At 61.5% G+C, this 19,625-nt stretch carries 24 protein-coding genes; 8 read left to right on the forward strand and 16 right to left on the reverse strand.

What is annotated here, in order from left to right:
• The 7 genes from J7557_RS17425 to J7557_RS17455 all read right to left on the reverse strand — a co-directional run bounded on the left by J7557_RS17425 (position 1) and on the right by J7557_RS17455 (position 6,995).
• Positions 1 to 987: an ABC transporter ATP-binding protein gene (locus J7557_RS17425; protein ID WP_291421311.1), complete on the reverse strand. Its 987-nt coding sequence runs from the start codon at positions 985 to 987 to the stop codon at positions 1 to 3.
• A gap of 42 nt (positions 988 to 1,029) precedes the next feature.
• A complete protein-coding gene (locus J7557_RS17430; RefSeq protein ID WP_291421312.1) occupies positions 1,030 to 1,863 on the reverse strand; it encodes an inositol monophosphatase in 834 nt (277 codons plus the stop codon).
• Positions 1,860 to 2,684, reverse strand: a complete 825-nt coding sequence (locus J7557_RS17435; RefSeq protein ID WP_291421313.1) for a glycerophosphodiester phosphodiesterase family protein — start codon at positions 2,682 to 2,684, stop codon at positions 1,860 to 1,862. Before J7557_RS17435 ends, J7557_RS17430 begins: the two co-directional genes overlap by 4 nt.
• A gap of 11 nt (positions 2,685 to 2,695) precedes the next feature.
• The gene (locus tag J7557_RS17440; RefSeq protein ID WP_291421314.1) at positions 2,696 to 3,802 is read right to left on the reverse strand and encodes an ABC transporter ATP-binding protein; all 1,107 of its coding nucleotides are present in this window, start codon (positions 3,800 to 3,802) and stop codon (positions 2,696 to 2,698) included.
• Position 3,803: 1 nt separating this feature from the next.
• Positions 3,804 to 4,721 (reverse strand): carbohydrate ABC transporter permease, encoded by a 918-nt coding sequence (locus tag J7557_RS17445; RefSeq protein WP_291421315.1) that lies wholly within the window; start codon positions 4,719 to 4,721, stop codon positions 3,804 to 3,806.
• 3 nt (positions 4,722 to 4,724) lie between these two features.
• Positions 4,725 to 5,618: a carbohydrate ABC transporter permease gene (locus tag J7557_RS17450; RefSeq protein WP_291421316.1), complete on the reverse strand. Its 894-nt coding sequence runs from the start codon at positions 5,616 to 5,618 to the stop codon at positions 4,725 to 4,727.
• Positions 5,619 to 5,684: 66 nt separating this feature from the next.
• A complete protein-coding gene (locus J7557_RS17455; RefSeq protein WP_291421317.1) occupies positions 5,685 to 6,995 on the reverse strand; it encodes an extracellular solute-binding protein in 1,311 nt (436 codons plus the stop codon).
• 208 nt (positions 6,996 to 7,203) lie between these two features.
• On the opposite strand from J7557_RS17455, the gene J7557_RS17460 reads away from it, so the two are divergent.
• The 4 genes from J7557_RS17460 to J7557_RS17475 all read left to right on the forward strand — a co-directional run bounded on the left by J7557_RS17460 (position 7,204) and on the right by J7557_RS17475 (position 10,429).
• A complete protein-coding gene (locus J7557_RS17460; RefSeq protein WP_291421318.1) occupies positions 7,204 to 8,358 on the forward strand; it encodes an ROK family transcriptional regulator in 1,155 nt (384 codons plus the stop codon).
• Between the two features lie 117 nt (positions 8,359 to 8,475).
• The gene (gene dut, locus J7557_RS17465) at positions 8,476 to 8,961 is read left to right on the forward strand and encodes a dUTP diphosphatase (protein WP_291421319.1); all 486 of its coding nucleotides are present in this window, start codon (positions 8,476 to 8,478) and stop codon (positions 8,959 to 8,961) included.
• Positions 8,962 to 8,979: 18 nt separating this feature from the next.
• A complete protein-coding gene (locus J7557_RS17470) occupies positions 8,980 to 9,708 on the forward strand; it encodes a DUF2259 domain-containing protein (RefSeq protein ID WP_291421320.1) in 729 nt (242 codons plus the stop codon).
• Positions 9,698 to 10,429 (forward strand): HesA/MoeB/ThiF family protein, encoded by a 732-nt coding sequence (locus J7557_RS17475; RefSeq protein ID WP_291421321.1) that lies wholly within the window; start codon positions 9,698 to 9,700, stop codon positions 10,427 to 10,429. The genes J7557_RS17470 and J7557_RS17475 overlap by 11 nt, the downstream gene beginning before the upstream one ends.
• On the opposite strand, the gene J7557_RS17480 is transcribed toward J7557_RS17475, so the two are convergent.
• Positions 10,423 to 11,316, reverse strand: a complete 894-nt coding sequence (locus J7557_RS17480) for a LysR family transcriptional regulator (RefSeq protein WP_291421322.1) — start codon at positions 11,314 to 11,316, stop codon at positions 10,423 to 10,425. The genes J7557_RS17475 and J7557_RS17480 overlap by 7 nt on opposite strands.
• A gap of 102 nt (positions 11,317 to 11,418) precedes the next feature.
• Here J7557_RS17480 and J7557_RS17485 point away from each other — a divergent pair, with 102 nt between their 5' ends.
• Complete coding sequence (locus J7557_RS17485) at positions 11,419 to 12,030, forward strand: NAD(P)-binding domain-containing protein (RefSeq protein WP_291421323.1); 612 nt, start codon at positions 11,419 to 11,421, stop codon at positions 12,028 to 12,030.
• Positions 12,031 to 12,242: 212 nt separating this feature from the next.
• Here the strand turns inward: J7557_RS17485 and infC are convergent, their stop codons facing one another.
• On the reverse strand, positions 12,243 to 12,779 hold the full coding sequence (gene infC, locus J7557_RS17490; protein ID WP_291421438.1) for a translation initiation factor IF-3: 537 nt from the start codon (positions 12,777 to 12,779) through the stop codon (positions 12,243 to 12,245).
• Positions 12,780 to 12,944: 165 nt separating this feature from the next.
• Here infC and J7557_RS17495 point away from each other — a divergent pair, with 165 nt between their 5' ends.
• Entirely contained in the window at positions 12,945 to 13,715 is a 771-nt protein-coding gene (locus J7557_RS17495) for an alpha/beta hydrolase (protein WP_291421324.1), read from the forward strand.
• Between the two features lie 135 nt (positions 13,716 to 13,850).
• Here J7557_RS17495 and J7557_RS17500 read toward each other — a convergent pair whose 3' ends face one another.
• The 4 genes from J7557_RS17500 to J7557_RS17515 form a co-directional block, all read right to left on the reverse strand.
• Positions 13,851 to 14,351 (reverse strand): DUF6886 family protein, encoded by a 501-nt coding sequence (locus J7557_RS17500; protein WP_291421325.1) that lies wholly within the window; start codon positions 14,349 to 14,351, stop codon positions 13,851 to 13,853.
• The gene (locus J7557_RS17505; protein ID WP_291421326.1) at positions 14,348 to 14,998 is read right to left on the reverse strand and encodes a GNAT family protein; all 651 of its coding nucleotides are present in this window, start codon (positions 14,996 to 14,998) and stop codon (positions 14,348 to 14,350) included. The genes J7557_RS17500 and J7557_RS17505 overlap by 4 nt, the downstream gene beginning before the upstream one ends.
• Entirely contained in the window at positions 14,995 to 15,684 is a 690-nt protein-coding gene (locus J7557_RS17510) for an NAD-dependent epimerase/dehydratase family protein (protein WP_291421327.1), read from the reverse strand. Before J7557_RS17510 ends, J7557_RS17505 begins: the two co-directional genes overlap by 4 nt.
• A gap of 198 nt (positions 15,685 to 15,882) precedes the next feature.
• Positions 15,883 to 16,560: a glutathione S-transferase family protein gene (locus tag J7557_RS17515; protein WP_291421328.1), complete on the reverse strand. Its 678-nt coding sequence runs from the start codon at positions 16,558 to 16,560 to the stop codon at positions 15,883 to 15,885.
• Positions 16,561 to 16,670: 110 nt separating this feature from the next.
• Here J7557_RS17515 and J7557_RS17520 point away from each other — a divergent pair, with 110 nt between their 5' ends.
• Complete coding sequence (locus J7557_RS17520; RefSeq protein ID WP_291421329.1) at positions 16,671 to 17,483, forward strand: undecaprenyl-diphosphate phosphatase; 813 nt, start codon at positions 16,671 to 16,673, stop codon at positions 17,481 to 17,483.
• Between the two features lie 71 nt (positions 17,484 to 17,554).
• Here J7557_RS17520 and J7557_RS17525 read toward each other — a convergent pair whose 3' ends face one another.
• Positions 17,555 to 18,196, reverse strand: a complete 642-nt coding sequence (locus tag J7557_RS17525) for an outer membrane lipoprotein carrier protein LolA (RefSeq protein ID WP_291421330.1) — start codon at positions 18,194 to 18,196, stop codon at positions 17,555 to 17,557.
• Between the two features lie 98 nt (positions 18,197 to 18,294).
• Between J7557_RS17525 and J7557_RS17530 the strand changes: the two genes are divergently transcribed.
• Positions 18,295 to 18,594, forward strand: coding sequence for a hypothetical protein (locus tag J7557_RS17530; protein ID WP_291421331.1), 300 nt, complete (start codon positions 18,295 to 18,297; stop codon positions 18,592 to 18,594).
• 6 nt (positions 18,595 to 18,600) lie between these two features.
• Here J7557_RS17530 and J7557_RS17535 read toward each other — a convergent pair whose 3' ends face one another.
• Both J7557_RS17535 and J7557_RS17540 read right to left on the reverse strand, forming a co-directional pair.
• Entirely contained in the window at positions 18,601 to 18,930 is a 330-nt protein-coding gene (locus tag J7557_RS17535) for a helix-turn-helix transcriptional regulator (protein ID WP_291421332.1), read from the reverse strand.
• Positions 18,930 to 19,574, reverse strand: a complete 645-nt coding sequence (locus tag J7557_RS17540; RefSeq protein WP_291421333.1) for an SRPBCC family protein — start codon at positions 19,572 to 19,574, stop codon at positions 18,930 to 18,932. Before J7557_RS17540 ends, J7557_RS17535 begins: the two co-directional genes overlap by 1 nt.
• Positions 19,575 to 19,625 lie beyond the last annotated feature (51 nt).

Consider the following 19,625-nt stretch of genomic DNA (forward strand, 5'->3'; position numbering starts at 1 on the left):
TTAGGCAGGAACGCTCCAGGCGTCGTCGACGGTGACGTGCACCTCTTCGCCAATGACGCGCCGCGTCGGCAGGTCGGCGACGAGCGTGTCGCCATTGGCAAGGACAAGCGTCGTCTCATAACTCGCGCCGGTATAGCGCAGGCGCAGAACCGATGCGGGCAAGCCGGTTTCGGTGAGACGCGCGGCATTGGGCCGCACAAGCACCTTGCCTTGGGAAGAAACCGAACCGCGAACAGCAAGACCATGGCTCGCCGATACGAGCGAACCGCGGCCGACAAAACCGGCAACCATGGCATTGGCCGGCTCGGCATAGATCTTTTCGGGCGTTCCGATCTGCTGCACGCGGCCGCCATCGAGCACGACAATCGTGTCGGCCAGCGCGAGGGCTTCGGATTGGTCATGCGTCACAAAAACAATGGTGGCGCCGGTCCGCTTGTGGGTATCGGCAAAGACATCGAGCATGGCGGCGCGCAGGTGCACATCGAGATTGGCCAGTGGCTCATCGAGCAGGATGATTTTTGTACCCGTGACGAGGCATCGGGCGAGTGCAACCCGCTGACGCTGCCCGCCGGACAGCGCGTCGACGCTGCGGCGCTCATATCCGGTGAGCGAAACCATGGCCAAAGCTTCGGCCGTGCGGCGCTCGATTTCGTCGCGCCCAAGACCGCGTCCCTTCAGCGGATAGGCGACATTGGCGGCGACATCCATATGTGGCCAGAGCGCATAGGATTGAAAGACGATGCCCAGATTGCGCTCCTCCGGCGGCACCATGCGCGCGCCATCGGCCATGACATCGCCATCGAACCGCACCGCCCCCATCGTCGGCTGTTCGAAGCCGGCAATGAGCCGAAGCAGCGTGGTCTTGCCACAGCCGGAGGGCCCCAGCAGGGCCGTGAACGACCCCGCAGGAAACTGCAGCGAAATATCGGTAAGTGCCCGGCTATCGCCAAACGACTTGCCGACGGCATCGAGTGTGATCGTGGTCATCGCGCCTGACTAGAGATGATCCGTGACAGTTCAGCGACGCCGCTAAACGTCCTCGAACAGCGCCCGCCTGATCTCCTCCCAGCTCTGCTTGTTCGGCGCCGTCAGCAGAAAACCCTCGGTCATGGTCGGCCGATAGGGTTTTCCATTGACAAGCGCCGCATAGCCGCCGGCCTCGGCATGGATCAGCACACCGGCCGCGTGATCCCAGGGCATGATGCCGGCATTGAGACAAAAGCTCATCGCCCCGGTCGTCAGCATGCGATATTCCCAGGCCGAGCAGCGCCAGGTCGTCGTGCGCGAAAAGCGCAAGACGCGCGGCGCCATCTCGGCTTGCAATTGCGGCTCGAACATATGGAGCGGCACAAAACCGTGCATGTCCGAAATCGGCCCCGGCCCGGCCACCGCAAGACGGTTCATCACCCCGTCAACCGAGACATGCCAGGCGCCCTGCCCCGGCCGGGCGACGAGGAAATCGCCCATGACCGGATAGTGGATGATCCCGGCAATGGTTCTGCCATTGGCCACAACGGCCAGCATCGAGCCGAAAGTCGGCACGCCATGGGCAAAATTCCAGGTGCCGTCCACGGGATCGATGACAGCCACGAGTTCTGCCGCACCAATCCGTTCGAGGATGGACCTATCCTCCGACACCGCCTCTTCACCGACGACGACGATCCCCGGAAGCCGCTCGGCAAGCAGCCCACCCAGCGCGTGTTCCGCCGAGATATCGGCGTCGGTGACGACATCGTCGGGCGCGGTCTTGGCCCGCATGCTGCTCGAGGCGACCGCTTCAAAGCGCGGCAGGATTTCGGCTTTCGCCACGGCCCGCATATCGGCCATCAGGGTTTTGAGCAGCGCGTCGCTGATTTCGTTCATGCACGTCTCTCGATATAGGCTTTGAGCGCCGCCGGCTGGTCAGTCTGGATGGCGCTGATCCCGGCTTCGATCAGGCGACCCCAGATCTTGTCCGGGTCCGTCAGTGCCGCCGTATCGGTCCATTCCCCGCTACTAACCATATCGAGCGTGTTCTTCCAGAGCGCCATGCCGGCCGCCTCGAAGGCCCCGCGATTGGCCGCAATGGTATCGATATGATCGAAGCGGATTTCGCTCATGAACGGTTTCAGTTCGGAAAGCACCGCCAGCGTCTCGCCGGTCCCGTTCTCGGTAAAGCTCGCCATGGCCATGAAGGGTACGCCGGCAATATCCTGCGCCTTGACCCAGGCGACATGCTCCGGCGTCATCACCGTGGTTTTCAGATCGACATATTCCGCCGCATCCATGTCGCGCGCACAGGCCGCGACCTCGGAAAACAGCCCGCGATCCTTCAAATCGAGATCGGCAAAGATGCGGCCACGAATAATTTCGAGTGCCTGTTTCAGCGTCGGAATGCGCTGGTCGGTCAGCGCGCGCCCTTCCCCGCCATCGTCGGCGCGGAGGGCAATTGCCTGCAATTCGGCCATGGTAAAGGTCTCGGCATCGCGGTCGATCCCGGCCATGCGCAGCAGGGTATCGTCATGCATCAGGAAGAGTTCGCCGTCGGCGCTCTTGCGCACATCGAGCTCGACGATGTCGACACCGATGGCGATGGCATTCTCGACTGCCGAGAGGCTATTTTCCGGCGCGCCATGCCAGGCGCCGCGATGGGCCACGACGGCGCAGCGGCGTGCGGGATCAGCGATAAAATCCTTATAAGTCATTGGTCTTGCTTTCATTGGGCGCTGAAGGCGCCGGGGATGGCACGGCCGGTCTCCGCGTCGAAAAGATGGAGACGCAGAGGCGGGAAGGTGAGCGAGAGATTGGCTTCCACGCCGATATCGGCGCCAAAGGGGGTGGCGATGCGGAGGAGATTGCCGCCGAGATCGGCGGCGAGAATGGCGTGGGAGCCGAGGTCCTCGCGATAGCGCAGGCTCGCCTTGATCGGCCCCTCGCCAACTAAAATGTCTTCCGGACGGATGCCCAATTGGTAATCCCCGAAGACCGGGCATTCGGCCAAGACCTGCCCATCGGCGAGCCGCAGCACTTTACCGTCGCCGGTAACCGGCACGATATTCATCGGCGGCGCACCGATGAATTTGGCAACGAAGACCGAGGCCGGGTGGTGGTAGATCGCCTTGGGCGTATCGAACTGCTCGATCCGGCCCTTGTTGAGGATCAGGATGCGGTCGGCCAGCGTCATGGCTTCGACCTGATCATGGGTGACAAAGACGGTGGTCGCCCCGATGCGACGATGCAGTTCCGCCAGTTCCATGCGCATGTCGTGGCGCAACTGGGCGTCGAGATTGCTGAGCGGCTCGTCAAAGAGCAGCACGCCGGGCTCGCGTACGATGGCCCGGCCGATGGCGACGCGCTGGCGCTGGCCGCCGGACAGTTGACCCGGCTTGCGCGCGAGGAGATCAGAAAGGCCGAGCATTTTTGCCACCGCCTCGACGCGCTCCACCCGCAGGGGTTTCGGCATGCCGGCGACCTTGAGGCTATAGGCGATGTTCTCGAAGACGCTCATATGCGGATAGAGCGCATAATTCTGGAACACCATGGCGCAACCGCGCGCCTTGGGTTCAAGATCCTGCACCTGTCGCGCGCCAAAACTGATGGTGCCGCCGGAGACGCGTTCGAGGCCGGCAATCATCTGCATGAGCGTGGACTTACCACAGCCCGAGGGGCCGAGGACGACGGTGAATTCCCCGGCGCGCAGTTCCGCATCGAGCGGGGGAATGACCTGGGTGGTGCCGTCATAGGACTTGCTGACCTTGTCGAGCACGATGGCGGAGGCCGCAGCGCGAATGGCGGTATCGATGCGAGTGTCGATGGCGTTCATCTTACTTCTCCGAAAGCACGAGCCCGCGCACGAGATAGCGTTGCAGCACGGCGATCATGACGAGGGGGATTATCGAGACGACGACAGCGCCGGCCATAATCAGCGGAAAATCGGGCATCACGCCCTCCATGTCGGGCGCAAGGCGCGCGAGGCCGACAACAGCGGTCTGCATATTGGGGGTGGAGCTGGCAACGAGCGGCCAGAGATATTGCGTCCAGCCACCGAGGAAGGTGAGGACGAAAAGTGCGGCAAAACTCGGCCGCGACAGCGGCAGCAGAATATCGAAGAGGAAGCGGATGGGCCCCGCCCCATCCATGCGCGCTGCCTTGACCAGATCCTTGGGCAGCACGAGGAAAAACTGGCGGAACAGGAACGTGCCGGTGCCATGCGCGACAAGTGGTGCGATCAGCCCGAAATGGGTGTTGAGCACGCTCCATTCGAACGCGATCGGCGCGCCAAACACATTCGCAATGAGGCCATTGAGGCCCGTGACATCAAGCAGGGCATTGATGGGCGAGAGGACGTTCGACGCCACCTGATAGGTGGTGATGACGCGGATATCGAGTGGCAGCATGATGGTGGCGAGGATCAGCGCGAAAACGACGCTGCCCCAGCGGACTGGGAAAAACACCAGCGCATAGGCCGAGATGAACGAGAGCACGCAGGTGACGACGGCGTCGCCCACGGCAACGACCATGGAATTGGCCATCTGCTGGGGAATGCGCGTCTCCGAAAAAATGCGGATCACATTGGTGAAGAACTGATCGCCGGGATACCAGACGAGGCCATTGCGCAGCATGAACTCGTAGGACTGCGTTGATGTCGTCAGCGTCAGATACAGCGGCCCCAGGATATAAAGCATGCCGAGGAATAGGACGGCGCTGGCGACGAGATTAAGGGAGCGGGCGTTTTCGACCATCTTTCAGCGCTCGTAATTGATGCGTCGGCCGAGGAAGGCGAACTGTGCCCCCGTCAGCAGCACGACGAAGACCATGAGAATGGCGGTCTGGGTGGCGGCGCCCGAGAGGTCATAGCCGTTAAAACCGTCGACATAGATTTTGTAGACGAGGAGATTGGTCGAACCGCCCGGCCCGCCCTTGGTCATGGTGTCAACGAGAGCGAAGGCCGAGGTAACGCTTTCGGTGAATTCGAGCACGAGCGTCAAAAACACCTGCGGCATGATCAGCGGCAATTGCACATCGAAGATACGGCGCCAGGCGCCGGCGCCATCCATGGCCGCAGCCTGATGCATGGTGCGCGGCAGCGATTGCAGGCCCGCCAACAGAATGACGAAATTGAACGGAATGCCGCTCCAGACATGCGCGGCGATCAGCATGATGAAGGCATCGGTGCCGTCGATGCCCGGCGCCCAGATGCCGGGAAACCATTGGTTGAGCGGGGACAGGATGCCGACGAAGGGATTGAAGATGAAGGCGAAGATGACGCCGATGGATGCCCCGGCAACACCCTTGGGCCAGACCAGCACATTGCGCGCCGGCTGCGACAGGCGCAGTTGCCGATCGGCCGCCACGGCGAGGATCAGCGGCACCAGCACGGCAAGGCTCGAGCCGATCACCATGAAGATCACGGTGCGCTTGCCCGCTTCCCAGAATTGCGGATCGGCAAGGACGCGGGCGAAATTGGCCCAGCCGACAAAGATCGAGCCACCACCGAACGGACGCTCCAGGAAGAACGACCAGTAAAAGGCCTGGAAGATCGGCACATAGAAGAAGATGACGATCAGCAGCGCCAGCGGCGTGACCAGCAGGACCGGCAGCCAGCGATTGGCAAAGAGCGCTTGAGTTGGCGAGGACATGGATGCGGCCCAGAATGAGGGGACCGGCACGGAGCATTGCTACCCCGTGCCGTTTCTTACCGAAGATCAGGGGAGCGTGACGCCCTGGTAGGTCTGCTCGAAGCGGCGCAGCAGTTCGTCACCGCGCTTCTTGGCATTGTCGAGGGCGACCTGCATGGTCTGCTCGCCGTTCCAGGCCTTCTGGGTTTCTTCCATGAAGACTTCGCGGAACTGCACATAGAAGCCGAGACGCACGCCGCGGCTGTCTTCGGTGCGCGGCTGGTTCATGGATTCGATGCCGATGGCAGCGGTCGCATACTTGGCAGCGTCGGCTTCGCCTGAGGCTTCGATGGCGCCGAGCACGTCCTTGGTCACCGGGACGTAGCCGGTGGCGGCGGTGAAGGCCATCTGCTGTTCGGGCTGGCGCAGGAAGTCGAGGAAACCCTTGGCAGCTGCGACTTCGGCATCTTCGTGGCCCTTCATCACATAGATGGAAGCGCCGCCGACCAGCGTATTGTGACGCTCGTAGCCTTCATACATCGGGGCCATGTCGACAGTGACTTCGTACTTGCCCTCGAAGGCCTTGGCCGAAGCGGCGTAAGAACCCGAAGACCCTTCCATCATCGCGCATTCGCCGGCATTGAAAGCGTCGGCATATTTGCCGGCCTTGGTATCGACACCGAGGCGAACGAGACCTTCCTTGCGCCATTCGACGAGGTTGGTCAGGTGCTGAACCACAAAGGTGGTGTTGAGCACATATTCGGCGTCGAGCCCGTCATAGCCATTGTGGTTCGACGCGATCGGCAGGCCGTGGCGGGCCGAGAACTGCTCAAGCACGCGCCAGGTATCGCCATCGGTGACGAAGGGGCAGGCATGGCCGGCTGCCTTCAGCTTTTCGGCGGCAGCCTTGATCTCTTCCCAGGTTTTTGGCGTCTCAGTGATGCCGGCTTCTGCAAGCTGGGTCTTGTTGGTGTAGAACAGCAGCGTCGAGGCGTTGTAAGGTTGCGAGAAGAGGCGGCCGTCCGAGGTTTCGTAGTAAGCGCGAGCGCCGTCGATATAATTGGCCCAATCGACATCGGGCAGGATTTCCTGCACCGGCACCACGGCATCGGACAGCATCAGGTCGAGCGTGCCGGCGTCGAAGAACTGGATCAGCACCGGCGCATTGCCCGAGCGATAGGCGGCAATCGCCTTCTGCATCGAGACTTCATAGCTGCCCTGGCCGACGCAGGTGACCTTGTCCTGCGACTGGGACGCGTTGAAGGCATCGCACTGGGCGAGAATGGCAGTCTCGACGCTGCCGGTATTGCCGTACCAGAATTCGAAATCAGTGGCCTGGGCCGCACCGGCGCCAGCCAACAGGGCAGCCGTGGTGGCTGCCAGAGTGAACATTTTCATAGATTGCCTCGCCTGTCATGAAAACGGTCGCGGTGAGCCCCGGTCGACCGACGCTGCTATTACTACACTTTAGGTGTAACAAATCCATGACAGTGCTGGCAAGGCTGCACGACTGTCTCGTCGTTTGGCCGATATCTCCGGCCAGGATCGGTGTTTCGTCGTTGAAATATTACACTCTTTTGGTAATGAAAGCGGGTGGAGAGAAACGATGACCTATTCGCCCGAAACGCTCATTGCCCCGCGTTTTTCCCGTGCCGCCGAGGGTGGCGTCGTCTCGCCCAATGAGCGGGCGCTGTTGCGGCTGATCTGGCGCAATCCGGGCATGTCGCGATCCGAGATCACGCCCCATATCGATCTGACCCAGCAGTCGGTCTATCGCATCATCGACCAACTAGCCGAACGCGGCATTGTTGCCTTGGGCGCCCCAAAGCCCGGCGTCGGCCGCGGCCAGCCGAGCCCGACCCTGCGGCTCGATGGGCGGCACGCCTATAGCTGCGGCATCTCGGTCAATACCGACGTCATCGGCATCTGCCTCATGGACCTCGCCGGCCGCATCCTTGGCGAAGCCAGCGTTCCCTTGCGCGAATCCAGCATGGCCGAAGCGCTCGACCTCGTCGCCGAGGAACTGTCCGGCCTGCAGCGCACCAATGCGCTCTCACCAGACAGTTTCTTCGGCATCGGCTTTGCCATTGCCGGCTACCATGTCGGGGGTACGCGCTACAATGCGCCCCTGCCGCTCCACGAATGGTCACTGATCGAACTCGGCCCCCTGATGGCCGAATTTTTTGGCCGTCCGGTCTGGGTCCACAATGGCGCCAATACCGGCACCATCGCCGAATCCATGTTCGGCGTCGGCCGCTATATCAAGCATTTCGCTTATCTCAGCTTCAACTACGGCTTTGGCGGCGGGCTGATCAGCGATGGCGAACTGCTGCTCGGCGGCAATGGCAATGCCGGCGAATTCTCGGGCATTTACGACGCCGAAGAATCCAAGCGCCGTCCGGCGCTGCAATATCTGATCGAGCGGCTGAACCATAATGGGGTCGAAGTGCCCTCGATCAGCTACATGCGGAAATATTTCGATCCCAACTGGCCGGGCGTCACCGAATGGGTGGAAGAGGTAACGCCGGCTTACAACCGCATGATCAACGCCATCCGCGCCGTCATCGACCCGCAGGCCATCGTCTTCGGCGGCCAGGTCCCCGCGGACTTGGCGCAGATGCTGATCGCCAAGACCCATATCTTCGATCGGCCCCGCTATGGCGTAAACCGTCCCGGCCCAAAACTGATCGTCTCGGAAATTTCCACCGACGCCTCGGCCATGGGCGCCGCCGTCACCCCTTTCAGGGCCGCCTTCTACTAGGCGGACATCCACAGGGCGGCTTGGTGCTGTTGTCGATCCCGGCGATGGGGGCTACAACCTTGCCAGGCGTTTCGATCGCAAAAGTCGCGAAAAACAATCCCAGAAAAGAGAGTGCGCATGTCAGGCTTTGCCGGGTCTTTTAAGCTGGAAATCAAGGTGCTCGATCCGCGCCTTGCCGAATGGGGCCTGCCGAAATACCACTCCGAACTGGCCGCCGCGGTCGATATCCATGCCTGCATCGATACGCCCTGGACCATTCACCCGCAGGAAGCCCCGGTGCTGGTTCCCTCGGGCTTTGCCATGCACATTGCCGATCCCCATATCGCGGCGCTGCTCATTCCCCGCTCCGGCTCCGCCCACAAGCGCGGCCTGGTCCTGGGCAATAGTGTCGGGCTCATCGATGCCGACTATACGGCCCAGGTTTTCGTCAGCGCCTGGAACAGGAATCCATCCGGCGACCCCATCGTCATCCAGCCCGGCGAGCGGATCGCGCAAATGTTCTTCGTGCCGGTGCTGCGCCCTACCTATGAAATCGTCGAGGAATTTTCTGTGGCCAGCGGGCGCGGATCGGGCGGTTTTGGCTCGACCGGAACCGGCATCTAGCGCCAGGAGGAGTGGCCGATGCAATCGAACCTTGCCCGGATCGCCCAGGTTTTCGGGCTTTTTGCCTTGCTCACTCCGCCTGCTCTGGCCGGCGACCGGGCACTGATCGACTTCATCGGCTTTTCGCCCGATGCCAAATACTTCGCCTTCGAGGAATTCGGTATCCAGGACGGTTCGGGCTTTGCCTATTCCAATATTTTCGTCGTCGATCTCGAAAACGACACCTGGCTCGAGGGCACGCCCATTCGCATGCGCAGCGAGGACGAAAACAAGCCGCTGCTGCAGGTTCGCTCCGAGGCCAATAGCCAGGCCATCAAGATCATCGCCGACAAGGAAATCTTTGTGCCTGCCGAAATCGCCGTCCTCATCGGCGATGGGGCGGTGGAAGCCGACGCGCAAAGCCTCGCCTTCGGCTTACCCGGCTATGAGCGCGGCACGGTTGAGGAAGAGCGCCTGCTTTCCCTCAAAACCTTCCCGCTAAAATCCTCCGAAGATTGCGACCTCTGGTTCGATACCCCGCCGCAGGGTTTTGAATTGACCCTTGCCACGGGCGAGAGCAGCACCATCATCCATCGCGACGAGACCTTGCCGAAATCGCGCGGCTGCGTGCTCGATTATCGCCTTTATGCCGTGGTCCTTCCCGGGCTCGATGCGCCGCGGGGCAGGGGCGTTGCCATTGTCTCGACCTATCCCGGCGGCTTTGAAGGGCCGGACCGGCGCTTCCTCGCGGTGCCCCTTGCCTTCTGACGCTCCGCTTTCGCCTGAGGAATCCCGGCGCTATGCGCGCCACCTCGTCCTCAAGGGTTTTGGCGGCGCCGCCCAGCAAAGGCTCAAGGCGGCGAGCGCGCTCGTCGTCGGCGCCGGCGGCCTTGGCAGCCCGGCCATAGCCTATCTCGCCGCTGCCGGCATCGGCCGGCTGGGCATTGTCGACCCCGACACGGTGTCTCTCTCCAATCTGCAACGCCAGATCGTCCACACCAGTGCCGGCATTGGCTGGGGCAAAGCCGAGAGCGCCAAAAGCTTCGCGGAAAATCTCAATCCGCATGTCGCGATCGACGCCATGGCCGAGGCCATCACGGCGGAAAATGCCGAAGCCATGCTCGCGCCCTATGATCTCGTTCTCGACGGCACCGACAATCTCGTCACCCGCCGCCTCGTCGCCGCCGCGGCCGCTGCCCGGCAAAAGCCGCTGGTCTCGGGCGCCGTGTCGATGTTTTCGGGCCAAGTGACAGTCTTCGCCCCGCATATCGGCGGCCCCAGCCACGACGCGCTCTTTGCCGACGAGGCGGATGACGAAAGCCTCCCCTCCTGCGAACTCAACGGCATTTTGGGGCCAGTTACCGGCGTCATCGGCACCTTGATGGCGATGGAAGCCATAAAACTCATCACCGGCACCGGCACGCCGTTGATCGGTCGCGTCCTCGTCTACGAAGCGCGCGACGCCCAGTTCTCCGAAATTTCTTACTGAAGCTCGCGCAGTTCCCGCGCGATCCACTCGATCACCCCGGCCAATCTTCGCGGCACGAATTGCCGCGACGGATAGACGGCGTGGATCGGCAAAGCCAATTTCCGCCACCCCGTAAGAACTTCCACCAGCGCGCCACTGGCCAAGTCCTCTTCCACCAGCACGCGCGGCGCATATGCCAGGCCCACGCCTTCCAGCGCCGCCGCTCGCATGGCCTCGCCATTGTCGACACCGAAATTGCCCCGGACCGCCGCCGAAACTTCGCGCCCCTCCGCGTCCCAAAAGCGCCAGAGGTCGCGCGGCGAGAGATTGAGGCTGATAACGCAGCGATGTTTTCCCAATTCATCCGGATGCCCCGGCGTGCCCGCGCGCTTCAAATAGTCCAGCGAGGCGCAACAGGCGAAATCATAGGTTCCTATTCGCCGCGCAATGAGGCTCGAGGGTTTCAAATTGCCGATCCGAAAGGCCAGATCATAGCCTTCCGCCACCAGATCCACATTGCGATCGAGCAGCGTCATTTCCACCGACACGGCAGGATGCGCATTGGTGAAGCGCGCCAAAGCCGGCGTCAGCATTTTTACGCCCAGCGTCGTTGAACCGCTGATCCTGATATGCCCCACGAGGTCCTCGGCCTGCGGATGGGCAATATCCTCCAGCTCCTCCACCTCTTCGAGAATGCGCATGGCCTTGGCGAGGAACACCTGCCCCATTTCGGTCAGCCGCTGGCTACGCGTCGTCCGCTCGATCAGTTTTACGCCGTAGTCCTCCTCCAGCGCCAGGATGCGCCGACCGACCATGGCCGGTGATACGTTGAGCCTCCCCGCCGCCTTGGAAAAGCTGCCGGAGGTTGCGGCGGTGACAAAGGTGCGCAGATTAACGAGATCAACCATCCGATACTTTTATGCAATTATCTTGTTCCATTTCAAGACATTATCGCGAGAATGGTCCGGGCCTAAATTCTCTCCATCGAAACCGCCACACGGAGAGAGAAAATGACCACCGCAATCATCGGTCTTGGAAATATGGGTTCGGGCCTCGCCCGTCGTCTGGCCGGCAAGGGCGATCTGGTGCTCGCCGCCCGCAATGAAGTTTTGGCCGCAACGCTGGCTGCCGAAATCGGTGCCAAGAGCGCGTCGATCGAAGCCGCCATTGCCGGTGCCGATATTGTCGTCCTCGCCGTGCCCTATGCTTCGGCCCTCGAACTCGCAAAGTCAGGTGCGCTCGATGGCAAGGTCGTCGTCGATATCTCCAACCCGGTAAAGCCCGATTTTTCCGGCCTTTCCATCGGCTTTGAAACCTCGGCCGCCGAAGAGATCCAGAAGGCTGCTCCCGCCGCCAAGGTCGTAAAAGCCTTCAACACGATCTTTGCCGGCCTCTTTGCCGCGCCCAAGGATGACACGGCCAATGTGCCCGTCTTCCTCGCCGGTGACGATGACGCCGTGGCGCAAGTCGAAACGCTGGTGAAGAATTCCGGCTTCGCCGTCGAAAAGACCGGCGCGCTCGACGCCGCCCGTCTCCTCGAACCCGTTGGCATGCTCAACATCCGCTTCGGCTACGGCCTCGGCCGCGGCACGGCGATTGCCCCGGCCTGGCTGAGCGTCTGATCGCCCCCTCCGGCAGTTCACCCCCTCCCACTCTCCCCATCGAGGGGGGTGTCGCATCGCGTTGGTGGCACTATCCTGCCCAGTCCACCGTCCCTTCACCTCCCCCTCGATGGGGGAGGCCGGGAAGGGGTGGAGCGGCAATCCCTGCACCCCACAAAACAAAAAAGGCGGGCCAAAAGCCCGCCTTCTTCAATTCCAAAAATACCGTCGCCCTACTTGGGCGCCAGCACCATGACCATCTGGCGGCCTTCCGAGCGCGGCTGGCTTTCTACCTTGGCGATGGTTTCCATCTGCTCGCGCACCTTCACGAGAAGTGACATGCCAATGTCCTGGTGGGCCATTTCGCGGCCACGGAAACGCATCGTCACCTTCACACGGTCGCCTTCGCCCAGGAACCGTTGCACAGCCTTCATCTTGGTCTCGTAGTCATGGGTATCGATGTTCGGCCGGAGCTGAACTTCCTTGACTTCGATGACCTTCTGCTTTTTGCGGGCCTCGGCTGCCTTTTTCTGGGCAGCATATTTGAAGCGGCCAAGATCAAGCATCTTGGCAACCGGCGGGGCAGAGTTCGCAGCGATCAGCACGAGGTCGAGCCCGGCTTCCTGGGCTTCGGCAAGTGCATCGCGCGTTCGAACTATGCCGCGGTTTTCGCCTTCGGCATCGATAAGCTGGACGTCGGGGCTGGTAATGTCCTCATTGGCAAGCGGCCCATCTTTCTGGGGCGCCGTTGGTCTCATTGGACGACGAATGGCAAGCGTTCCTTGTGCTGTTCAAGCGAGGGGGTGAATTCGGGCCTAAAATCGTGTTAGCGGGGTAAGAAGTCAACAGCCGGATATGGTGATTTTCCGGGTGTTGCGCCCGGGGGACGCTTATCCGTTTGCCGGTAAAGATCGCAAACGACCAAAGAGTTCCGCGTGACTTCCCTTCCCCGACAGTTCCTTAGCATCGGCGACGCCGAAAACCAGCGCAATATCGCCTATGTCCAGCGCGCGGGCAAAGGTCCGGGGCTTTTCTGGCTCAATGGTTTCCGCTCGGTAATGACCGGGCTCAAGGCCAGCGCGCTCGACGCCTTCGGTGCCGACCAGGGTCTTGAGGTGACGCGATTCGATTATTCCGGCCATGGCGAGTCGGGTGGCGATTTCGACCACGGCACGATCACACGCTGGCTCGAAGAGACCGTTGCCGTCTTCGAGCGGACCCACGGTCCCCAGATCGTCGTCGGTTCCTCCATGGGCGGCTGGCTGGCTCTGCTCCTCGCGCGACACCTCCTCAAAACCGGCCAGAAGCGTTTGCAGGGCCTTGTTCTCATCGCCCCCGCGGTCGATGCCACCCATGACCTCATTCCCACCCGCTTCACGCCGGAACAGCTTTCGACCCTTGCAAGCCAAGGCTTTGTCGAGCGGGTCAGCAAATATGGCGATGGCGACTATCGCTATACCAAGGCGCTGCTCGACGACGGGAAAAACCACCTGCTCTTCGGCCGCGTCATCGAAACCGGCTGCCCGGTGCATATTTTGCAGGGCGGGCAAGACCCCGACGTGCCACCCGCCCACGCGCAAAAGCTGCTGAGCCATATTCTGCATGATCCCGTGACCTTCACGCTGATCCCCGATGGCGACCACCGCCTGAGCCGGGAAGAAGATCTGGAGCGCTTGCGGCAGGCGGTACTGGGGATGATGGCTTAGTCACCCCCACCCGTCCTCCCCCATCAAGGGGGAGGTGAAGAGAAGGTGCTTTTGGCTATATGCTGCCACACACTCGGTGCGGCACCTCCCCCTAGATGGGGGAGGCTGGGAGGGGGTGGAGCCAAGCACCCGACGCTATCGCGCCCCCGCATTCCGCATCCGGATCATCGAGAACACCAGGCTCGATTCCTTCACCGCGTCATGCAACTCCCACAGCGAAGGCAGCACTTTGAGCGTAACCCCTTCGGCGGCGATGGCCCCCGGCAGATCGTCCAAAATCTCAACCCCAAGCGGTTCTATGGCGTCATAGGATACCCAATATCCCGCGCCCTCATCCTTGAGCACAAAGCCATCATTGGGCATGGCATAGCGATGCAGTTTTCCCGCCCGCAGCCGCTCTGCCCAATCCTCCTCGATGGCGATGACCACGGCTTCATCACCCAGAAACCGCTCGATATCCGCGTCCGAACTTTCCGCTCCGGCGCGAAAACACACACGCGGGCAGTCACGCGGCAAGAGATAATTGGCAATACGCTGGTCCGAAATCGCCCAGACCACCGGTTCCTCGGTATAGGCCGAGGGCCGCGGCTCGAACCGGGCAATCCCCGGATCATCGCTGAGATGAAACAGTTTCACCGGGTCGTCAGCCTGGTCTTCTGCTGTCCCAAATCGTCAAAATTATCGGGGCTCAACCAGCGCTCATATTCGGCGCGCAGAGCCGGCCATTCGCCATCCACAATCGAAAACCAGGCCGTATCCCGGCTCTCGCCCTTGAGGATCATGTCCTGCCGGAACACGCCTTCATGCTTGAAGCCAAACCGCGTCGCCGCCGCCTTTGACGGCTCATTGCGATCATTGCATTTCCATTCGAACCGCCGATAGCCGAGATCGTCAAAGGCATGGCGGGCAAAGAGGTAGAGCGCTTCGGTCGCCATCTGCGTCCTCGCCATAGGCAGGCCCCAATAGACTCCGCCGATCTCGATGGACCCATGCTCGGGGCGGATGCGCATCCAGCCCTGCTGACCCAGCGCCTTGCCGCTCTTCCTGTCGACGATGGCGACATAGCGGTCGATACCGGCATTGGTCTCTTCAATCCGCGCTTCCATCGCGGCAATCGACGTCGGCGCATCGCTGAAAAGCCACCGATACCGTTCCGCGCCACCATCCATGGTCGATACAGCAAAAAGGTCGGCCGCATGGCGCCGGTCGAACGGCTCCAGCCGCACATACTGGCCTTCGAGCACGATCCGCTCAGGTGCAGACTTTGCGGGTTTGGGGCTCATCGAACAAAATCCTTCCAGATGGCATCGAGGCCAGCGCGATAATTGGGATAGAGTAGTTCCACGCCGAGCGCCTCTTTGATCGCCTTGTTCGACACCCGCTTGTTGTCGCGATAAAAACTGCGCGCCATGGGCGTCATCTCGGCCGTCTCGAAATCCACCTCAGGCGGCGGCTCCACGCCCATCTTTTGGGCGGCATAGGTGATGAGATCCTGCGGCGGGCAAGGCTCGTCGTCAGCGAGATTAAAACTACCGGCCAGCCGCCGCTCCGCCGCCAGCATGGTCACGCGGGCAATGTCTGCCACATGGATACGGTTGAACACCTGACCCGGTTTGATGACACGCCGCGCTGTACCATCGGCCAATTTGTCAAAGCTCGACCGACCCGGCCCATAAATGCCGGCCAATCGCAAGATGCAGAGCGGCACGCCGCGGGCCCTCGCATAGTCGATCCACTCTTCCTCGGCGCTGGCGCGAACGCCCGAGCGCAGATTGCGCGGGCTCAGCGGCGCCGATTCGTCGATCCAGGCGCCGCCGAAATCCCCGTAGACCCCGACCGTGGAATAATAGCAGAGCCATTGCAGGTCTGGCATGGCATCGAGTTCGGCCCGGTGGTGCCGCAGTACGCGATCGCCCTCGTCATCGGGCGCAATCGAGACCACGACATGGGTGCAATCGCTCAGCGCCACGCCCACTTCCCGCCCCGGAGCAGAACCATCGAAGACAACAGCTGAAAGACCGCTTTGCGTTAACGCATTCGCCTTGTCCGCTGTCCTCACTGTTCCCAGTGTGTCAACGAACTCGCCACTCTTTTGCATGAGTTGCGCACTCGCCTGCGACGAGTAGCCAAGGCCGAAAAAGAATGCGCGCATAAGTTATCCCCGGCCCTAAAAGTCGAGGTCGGCATAGCCCTTGCTTGGCGGCATGGCAACGACGCGATCGTTGAGGAGGGTCCTGAAAGCCGGGCGCGATTTCAGCCGCGAATACCAGTCGCGCGTCTCTGCCGCCTTGGCCCAGTCGATATCGCCCATATAGTCGAGAGTCGAGAGATGCGCGGCGAGGGCAAAATCGGCCAGCGTCATCTCGTCGCCGGCCAGCCACTTCCGGCTTGCCAAGAGCCAGTTGAAATAAAGCATATGCTCAGCAAGGTTGGCCTTTGCCGCCCGCAAGACCGAGGGTTCGGGCGTTGCGCCCTTGAGGTCGCGCTTGGCGATCTTTTCCTCGACAAGATAGCGCGTCACTTCGTCGTTGAGCTTTACCAGCATCCATTCGACCAGCCGCCACATTTCGGCGCGGTCGAGCGGATGGGTCGGCACCAGCCCACCCACGGTCTCGAGCGTGTAGATATCTTCCACCACATGGATCGAAGCGAGAATGCCGATGATGGGCACGTCCTCGTCGGTCACCAGAATGGGAAGGGTCGCGGCGGGGTTAAGGTCGAGCAGATGCGGCTCACGCAGCCAGGGTTTTATTTCCTCCACATCCAGCGGTACGCCATATTCGGCGCACATCAGCCGAATAAGCCGCGAGGCGGGATCAAGAGGATGGTGCACGAGTGTCGGCATGAAGGGGCCCCGGTTGACGCGAGGCTGCTTTGCCGATCCCTCGCTTGGCGCGGTGGGCGAACACCGCTAAGAGGGGGCAAATTGGCCCAAGAGACGAGTTAGGAGATCAGATGAACGCCGATCAAGGTCTTTTTGTGCCCCTTATTCTGGGAATTCTGGAAGGCCTTACCGAATTCCTACCGGTCAGCTCCACCGGACACCTTTTGTTAGCCGGTCATTTCTTCGGCCTGACCCAGCCGGCAACCTTCGTCGTGCTCATCCAGCTCGGTGCCATTCTGGCCATCGTCACCGTCTATTTCGCCAAATTGGGCTTGCTCATTCGCGATGCGCTGACCGGCAAGCGCTACGCCTGGCAGTTCGCGCTCTCGGTCTTTCTCGCCTGTTTCCCGGCAGTCATTGCCGGGGTGCTGTTGCGCGATTTCATCCAGGGCGATCTCTGGGAATCGGCGGCCCTGATCTGCTGGACCCTCCTCATCGGTGGCTTTGTCCTGCTCATCGTCGATCGACTGAAACTTGAGCCAAAGTACGACGATATCTACGCTTTTCCCTGGCACCTGGCCCTGATCATCGGCCTTTTCCAGATGCTCTCGCTGGTTCCCGGCGTTTCCCGCTCGGGTTCGACCGTGGTCGGCGGCATGCTGTTCGGCGCCTCCAAGCGCGCCGCTGCCGAGTTCACCTTCTTCGTCGCCCTGCCCATCATGGTCGGTGCCTTCGGCTATGATCTCTACAAGAGCCGCGACCTGATCGATGCGTCCATTGCCCTCAATGTCGCCGTCGGTTTTGCCGCCGCCTTCATCGTCGGCGCCATCGTCGTGCGGTACCTCCTCAACTTCGTCTCGCGCTACGGCTTTGCCCCCTTCGCCTGGTGGCGCATCGCCGTCGGCATTTTTGGCCTGATCGGAATTTATTTCTTCGGCCGCTAAGGCTCGATACCCAAAACAAAAAGCCCTCCCGATCGGATCGGGAGGGCTTTTTAATTTCGGCGGCCGCTGGATCAGCGGCGTGTCGAGGGATCGACACCCTTGTAGGTCGCGGGAATGGAGAAATAGGAGCGCGGGATTTCGACACCCTTTTCGACATCATAGAGCGAAAAGGTCAGCTCCGCGCCGCTCGGCTCGACGAGGCTCCACTGCGCGAGGTCCTTCGTCTCGACGTCGAAAATCAGCGAAACCTGAACGGTGCCCGCAACCGTCTCGTCGACTACGGTAATGGCCATATAGCCGTCCGATGTGGTGACATCGATCACATTGGCATTGAGGAGGTTGATCTGGTCGCCGAGGAACTGGCGCAGCGGGATCGAGTCCTGCGGATAGGCGTAATAGGTCTCGTCCTGACGGTTGAGCACATAAAAGCCGCGGCCAACCGACACAATCTCTTCGCGGCTTGGTGGATTGTAGCGGAAGCGGATCTTGTCCGGTCGTTCGAGGAAAAACGTCCCTTCAGTACGACCACCATTGGTGTCGATCTGCAGGAAGCGCCCGACCATGGTGCGGATCGCCGAATTGTGGGTGTTGATCTCGTTGATCAGCTGCTGCTCTTCCGGCGTCAGCGTCCGGCCGCCCTGCGCCAAAACCGGCATGATGGGAGCCAGAGCGGCGGCGGCACCAAGAAGCAGAACGTGGCGGCGGCGAATCATCGGCGGGATATCCTCGCTGAGTTTTTAGTCTGATAAACTAACCTAGGAAGCAATTGCGGCAAGAGGTGGAAAGTTCCACCGGCCGGAGGGGGACAACAATGCGCAAATTGGTGATGTGCTTAACGCTGGTGCTTGCAACGACACTGCCGGCCATGGCGGCCCTGCCGCCGCAATACCAGCGACGCGCCGAATTGACTGCCGTCCTCAATGTCGCGACCGAGACTTTTGGTATCGGCCATATCATCGATGCCGTGGAATTTACCGCACCCGACGTCTATTCCGTCCGCTCCGGCAGCTGCACGCTCACCGTCCGCATCGTCAATGCACCAAAGGAACACGCGCCCGGCTGGGTCGGCCCGCGTGAGTTCGAGGCCGTGCCCGACCCGCTCGCCTGCTAGGCGTGGTTATTCGCCCCGTTCTTTCTTGCCACGCGCGACTTCGGTCGCCAGTGCTTCAAGCTTGTGCGGCCAGAAGACGCGAAACCGTTCAAGCCAATCGTCGACGCCGCGCAGGGGCGTCGTGTCCAGTTCATAGACACGACGCGTTCCCTCCGGGCGCACGCGGGCAAAACCATTTTCGCGCAGCACTTTCAGATGCTGGCTGACCCCGGCCTGGGAAATGCCGAAAGCCGGCGCGATGACCTCAACCACCTCTCCCGATGAGCGCTCGCCCTCGGCGAGCAGCTCCAGAATGCGCCGACGAACAGGATCGCCGAGAACGTCGAATGCGTGCATCACCCCTCCATAGGCGCTTCGCCGGTATAAAAGCGCCGGGTCGCCTCGGCCGCTTTTCGCGCCTGTTCGGGCGTTTCGCCAGCAGCAATTTCGGCTTCGCCCCAGGCTGTGCTCGCCTTTCGCACCATGTCCTTGGCCTCGGGCGAGGTTTCCCAACCGCCGACGCCCTCGGCGCGTACATCGGCATCCGGGCGCTTGAAGTGTTCAGACAGCCCCAGAAGGCCCAGTTCCCAACCGACACCACCGGCGCCGGCGCCATACTGGGTCCAGTGCGGGCTGACGGGCGCGATATGTTCGAGCACCAGCAGCGCCCCGCCCTCGGCCGGTGCAACAGAGAAATTGACCCAGCTGGTATAGCCGCCGAATTCCCAGGTCAGCTCCGCACGTTTCTCGGGTTCGCAAGCGGTGACCGTCCCGCTCGCATTGCCTTCGATGTGATAGCGGCCGCCGAGCTGCAGGTCGCCCGTCACCGGCGCAAACCAGCGCTTCAGACGGTCCGGCTTGGTCAAGGCATCCCATAGGTCCGAAACCGTCGTATCATAGACGCGTGAGGCGACGATCACCTTGCCGGGCTGCCCGTCGATTTCCAGGTCGCGTACTTCCCGCTTAACAGCGCCCAGATGCGCCGCGATGTCGAATGTCATGGCTCTATCCTTTATTTCAGTGCAAACTTATATAAGTGCAAACTGAAATAA

Origin of the sequence: Devosia sp. (assembly GCF_017744655.1) — a bacterium.
In the GTDB taxonomy this organism is placed as follows: domain Bacteria; phylum Pseudomonadota; class Alphaproteobacteria; order Rhizobiales; family Devosiaceae; genus Devosia.

What these genes read in the sequence shown, in the direction of transcription:
- J7557_RS17425 (WP_291421311.1), bottom strand. Translation starts at nt 987, where the DNA reads ATGACCACGATCACACTCGATGCCGTCGGCAAGTCGTTTGGCGATAGC.
- J7557_RS17430 (WP_291421312.1), bottom strand. Translation starts at nt 1,863, where the DNA reads ATGAACGAAATCAGCGACGCGCTGCTCAAAACCCTGATGGCCGATATG.
- J7557_RS17435 (WP_291421313.1), bottom strand. Translation starts at nt 2,684, where the DNA reads ATGACTTATAAGGATTTTATCGCTGATCCCGCACGCCGCTGCGCCGTC.
- J7557_RS17440 (WP_291421314.1), bottom strand. Translation starts at nt 3,802, where the DNA reads ATGAACGCCATCGACACTCGCATCGATACCGCCATTCGCGCTGCGGCC.
- J7557_RS17445 (WP_291421315.1), bottom strand. Translation starts at nt 4,721, where the DNA reads ATGGTCGAAAACGCCCGCTCCCTTAATCTCGTCGCCAGCGCCGTCCTA.
- J7557_RS17450 (WP_291421316.1), bottom strand. Translation starts at nt 5,618, where the DNA reads ATGTCCTCGCCAACTCAAGCGCTCTTTGCCAATCGCTGGCTGCCGGTC.
- J7557_RS17455 (WP_291421317.1), bottom strand. Translation starts at nt 6,995, where the DNA reads ATGAAAATGTTCACTCTGGCAGCCACCACGGCTGCCCTGTTGGCTGGC.
- J7557_RS17460 (WP_291421318.1), top strand. Translation starts at nt 7,204, where the DNA reads ATGACCTATTCGCCCGAAACGCTCATTGCCCCGCGTTTTTCCCGTGCC.
- dut (WP_291421319.1), top strand. Translation starts at nt 8,476, where the DNA reads ATGTCAGGCTTTGCCGGGTCTTTTAAGCTGGAAATCAAGGTGCTCGAT.
- J7557_RS17470 (WP_291421320.1), top strand. Translation starts at nt 8,980, where the DNA reads ATGCAATCGAACCTTGCCCGGATCGCCCAGGTTTTCGGGCTTTTTGCC.
- J7557_RS17480 (WP_291421322.1), bottom strand. Translation starts at nt 11,316, where the DNA reads ATGGTTGATCTCGTTAATCTGCGCACCTTTGTCACCGCCGCAACCTCC.
- J7557_RS17485 (WP_291421323.1), top strand. Translation starts at nt 11,419, where the DNA reads ATGACCACCGCAATCATCGGTCTTGGAAATATGGGTTCGGGCCTCGCC.
- J7557_RS17505 (WP_291421326.1), bottom strand. Translation starts at nt 14,998, where the DNA reads ATGAGCCCCAAACCCGCAAAGTCTGCACCTGAGCGGATCGTGCTCGAA.
- J7557_RS17515 (WP_291421328.1), bottom strand. Translation starts at nt 16,560, where the DNA reads ATGCCGACACTCGTGCACCATCCTCTTGATCCCGCCTCGCGGCTTATT.
- J7557_RS17520 (WP_291421329.1), top strand. Translation starts at nt 16,671, where the DNA reads ATGAACGCCGATCAAGGTCTTTTTGTGCCCCTTATTCTGGGAATTCTG.
- J7557_RS17525 (WP_291421330.1), bottom strand. Translation starts at nt 18,196, where the DNA reads ATGATTCGCCGCCGCCACGTTCTGCTTCTTGGTGCCGCCGCCGCTCTG.
- J7557_RS17530 (WP_291421331.1), top strand. Translation starts at nt 18,295, where the DNA reads ATGCGCAAATTGGTGATGTGCTTAACGCTGGTGCTTGCAACGACACTG.
- J7557_RS17535 (WP_291421332.1), bottom strand. Translation starts at nt 18,930, where the DNA reads ATGCACGCATTCGACGTTCTCGGCGATCCTGTTCGTCGGCGCATTCTG.
- J7557_RS17540 (WP_291421333.1), bottom strand. Translation starts at nt 19,574, where the DNA reads ATGACATTCGACATCGCGGCGCATCTGGGCGCTGTTAAGCGGGAAGTA.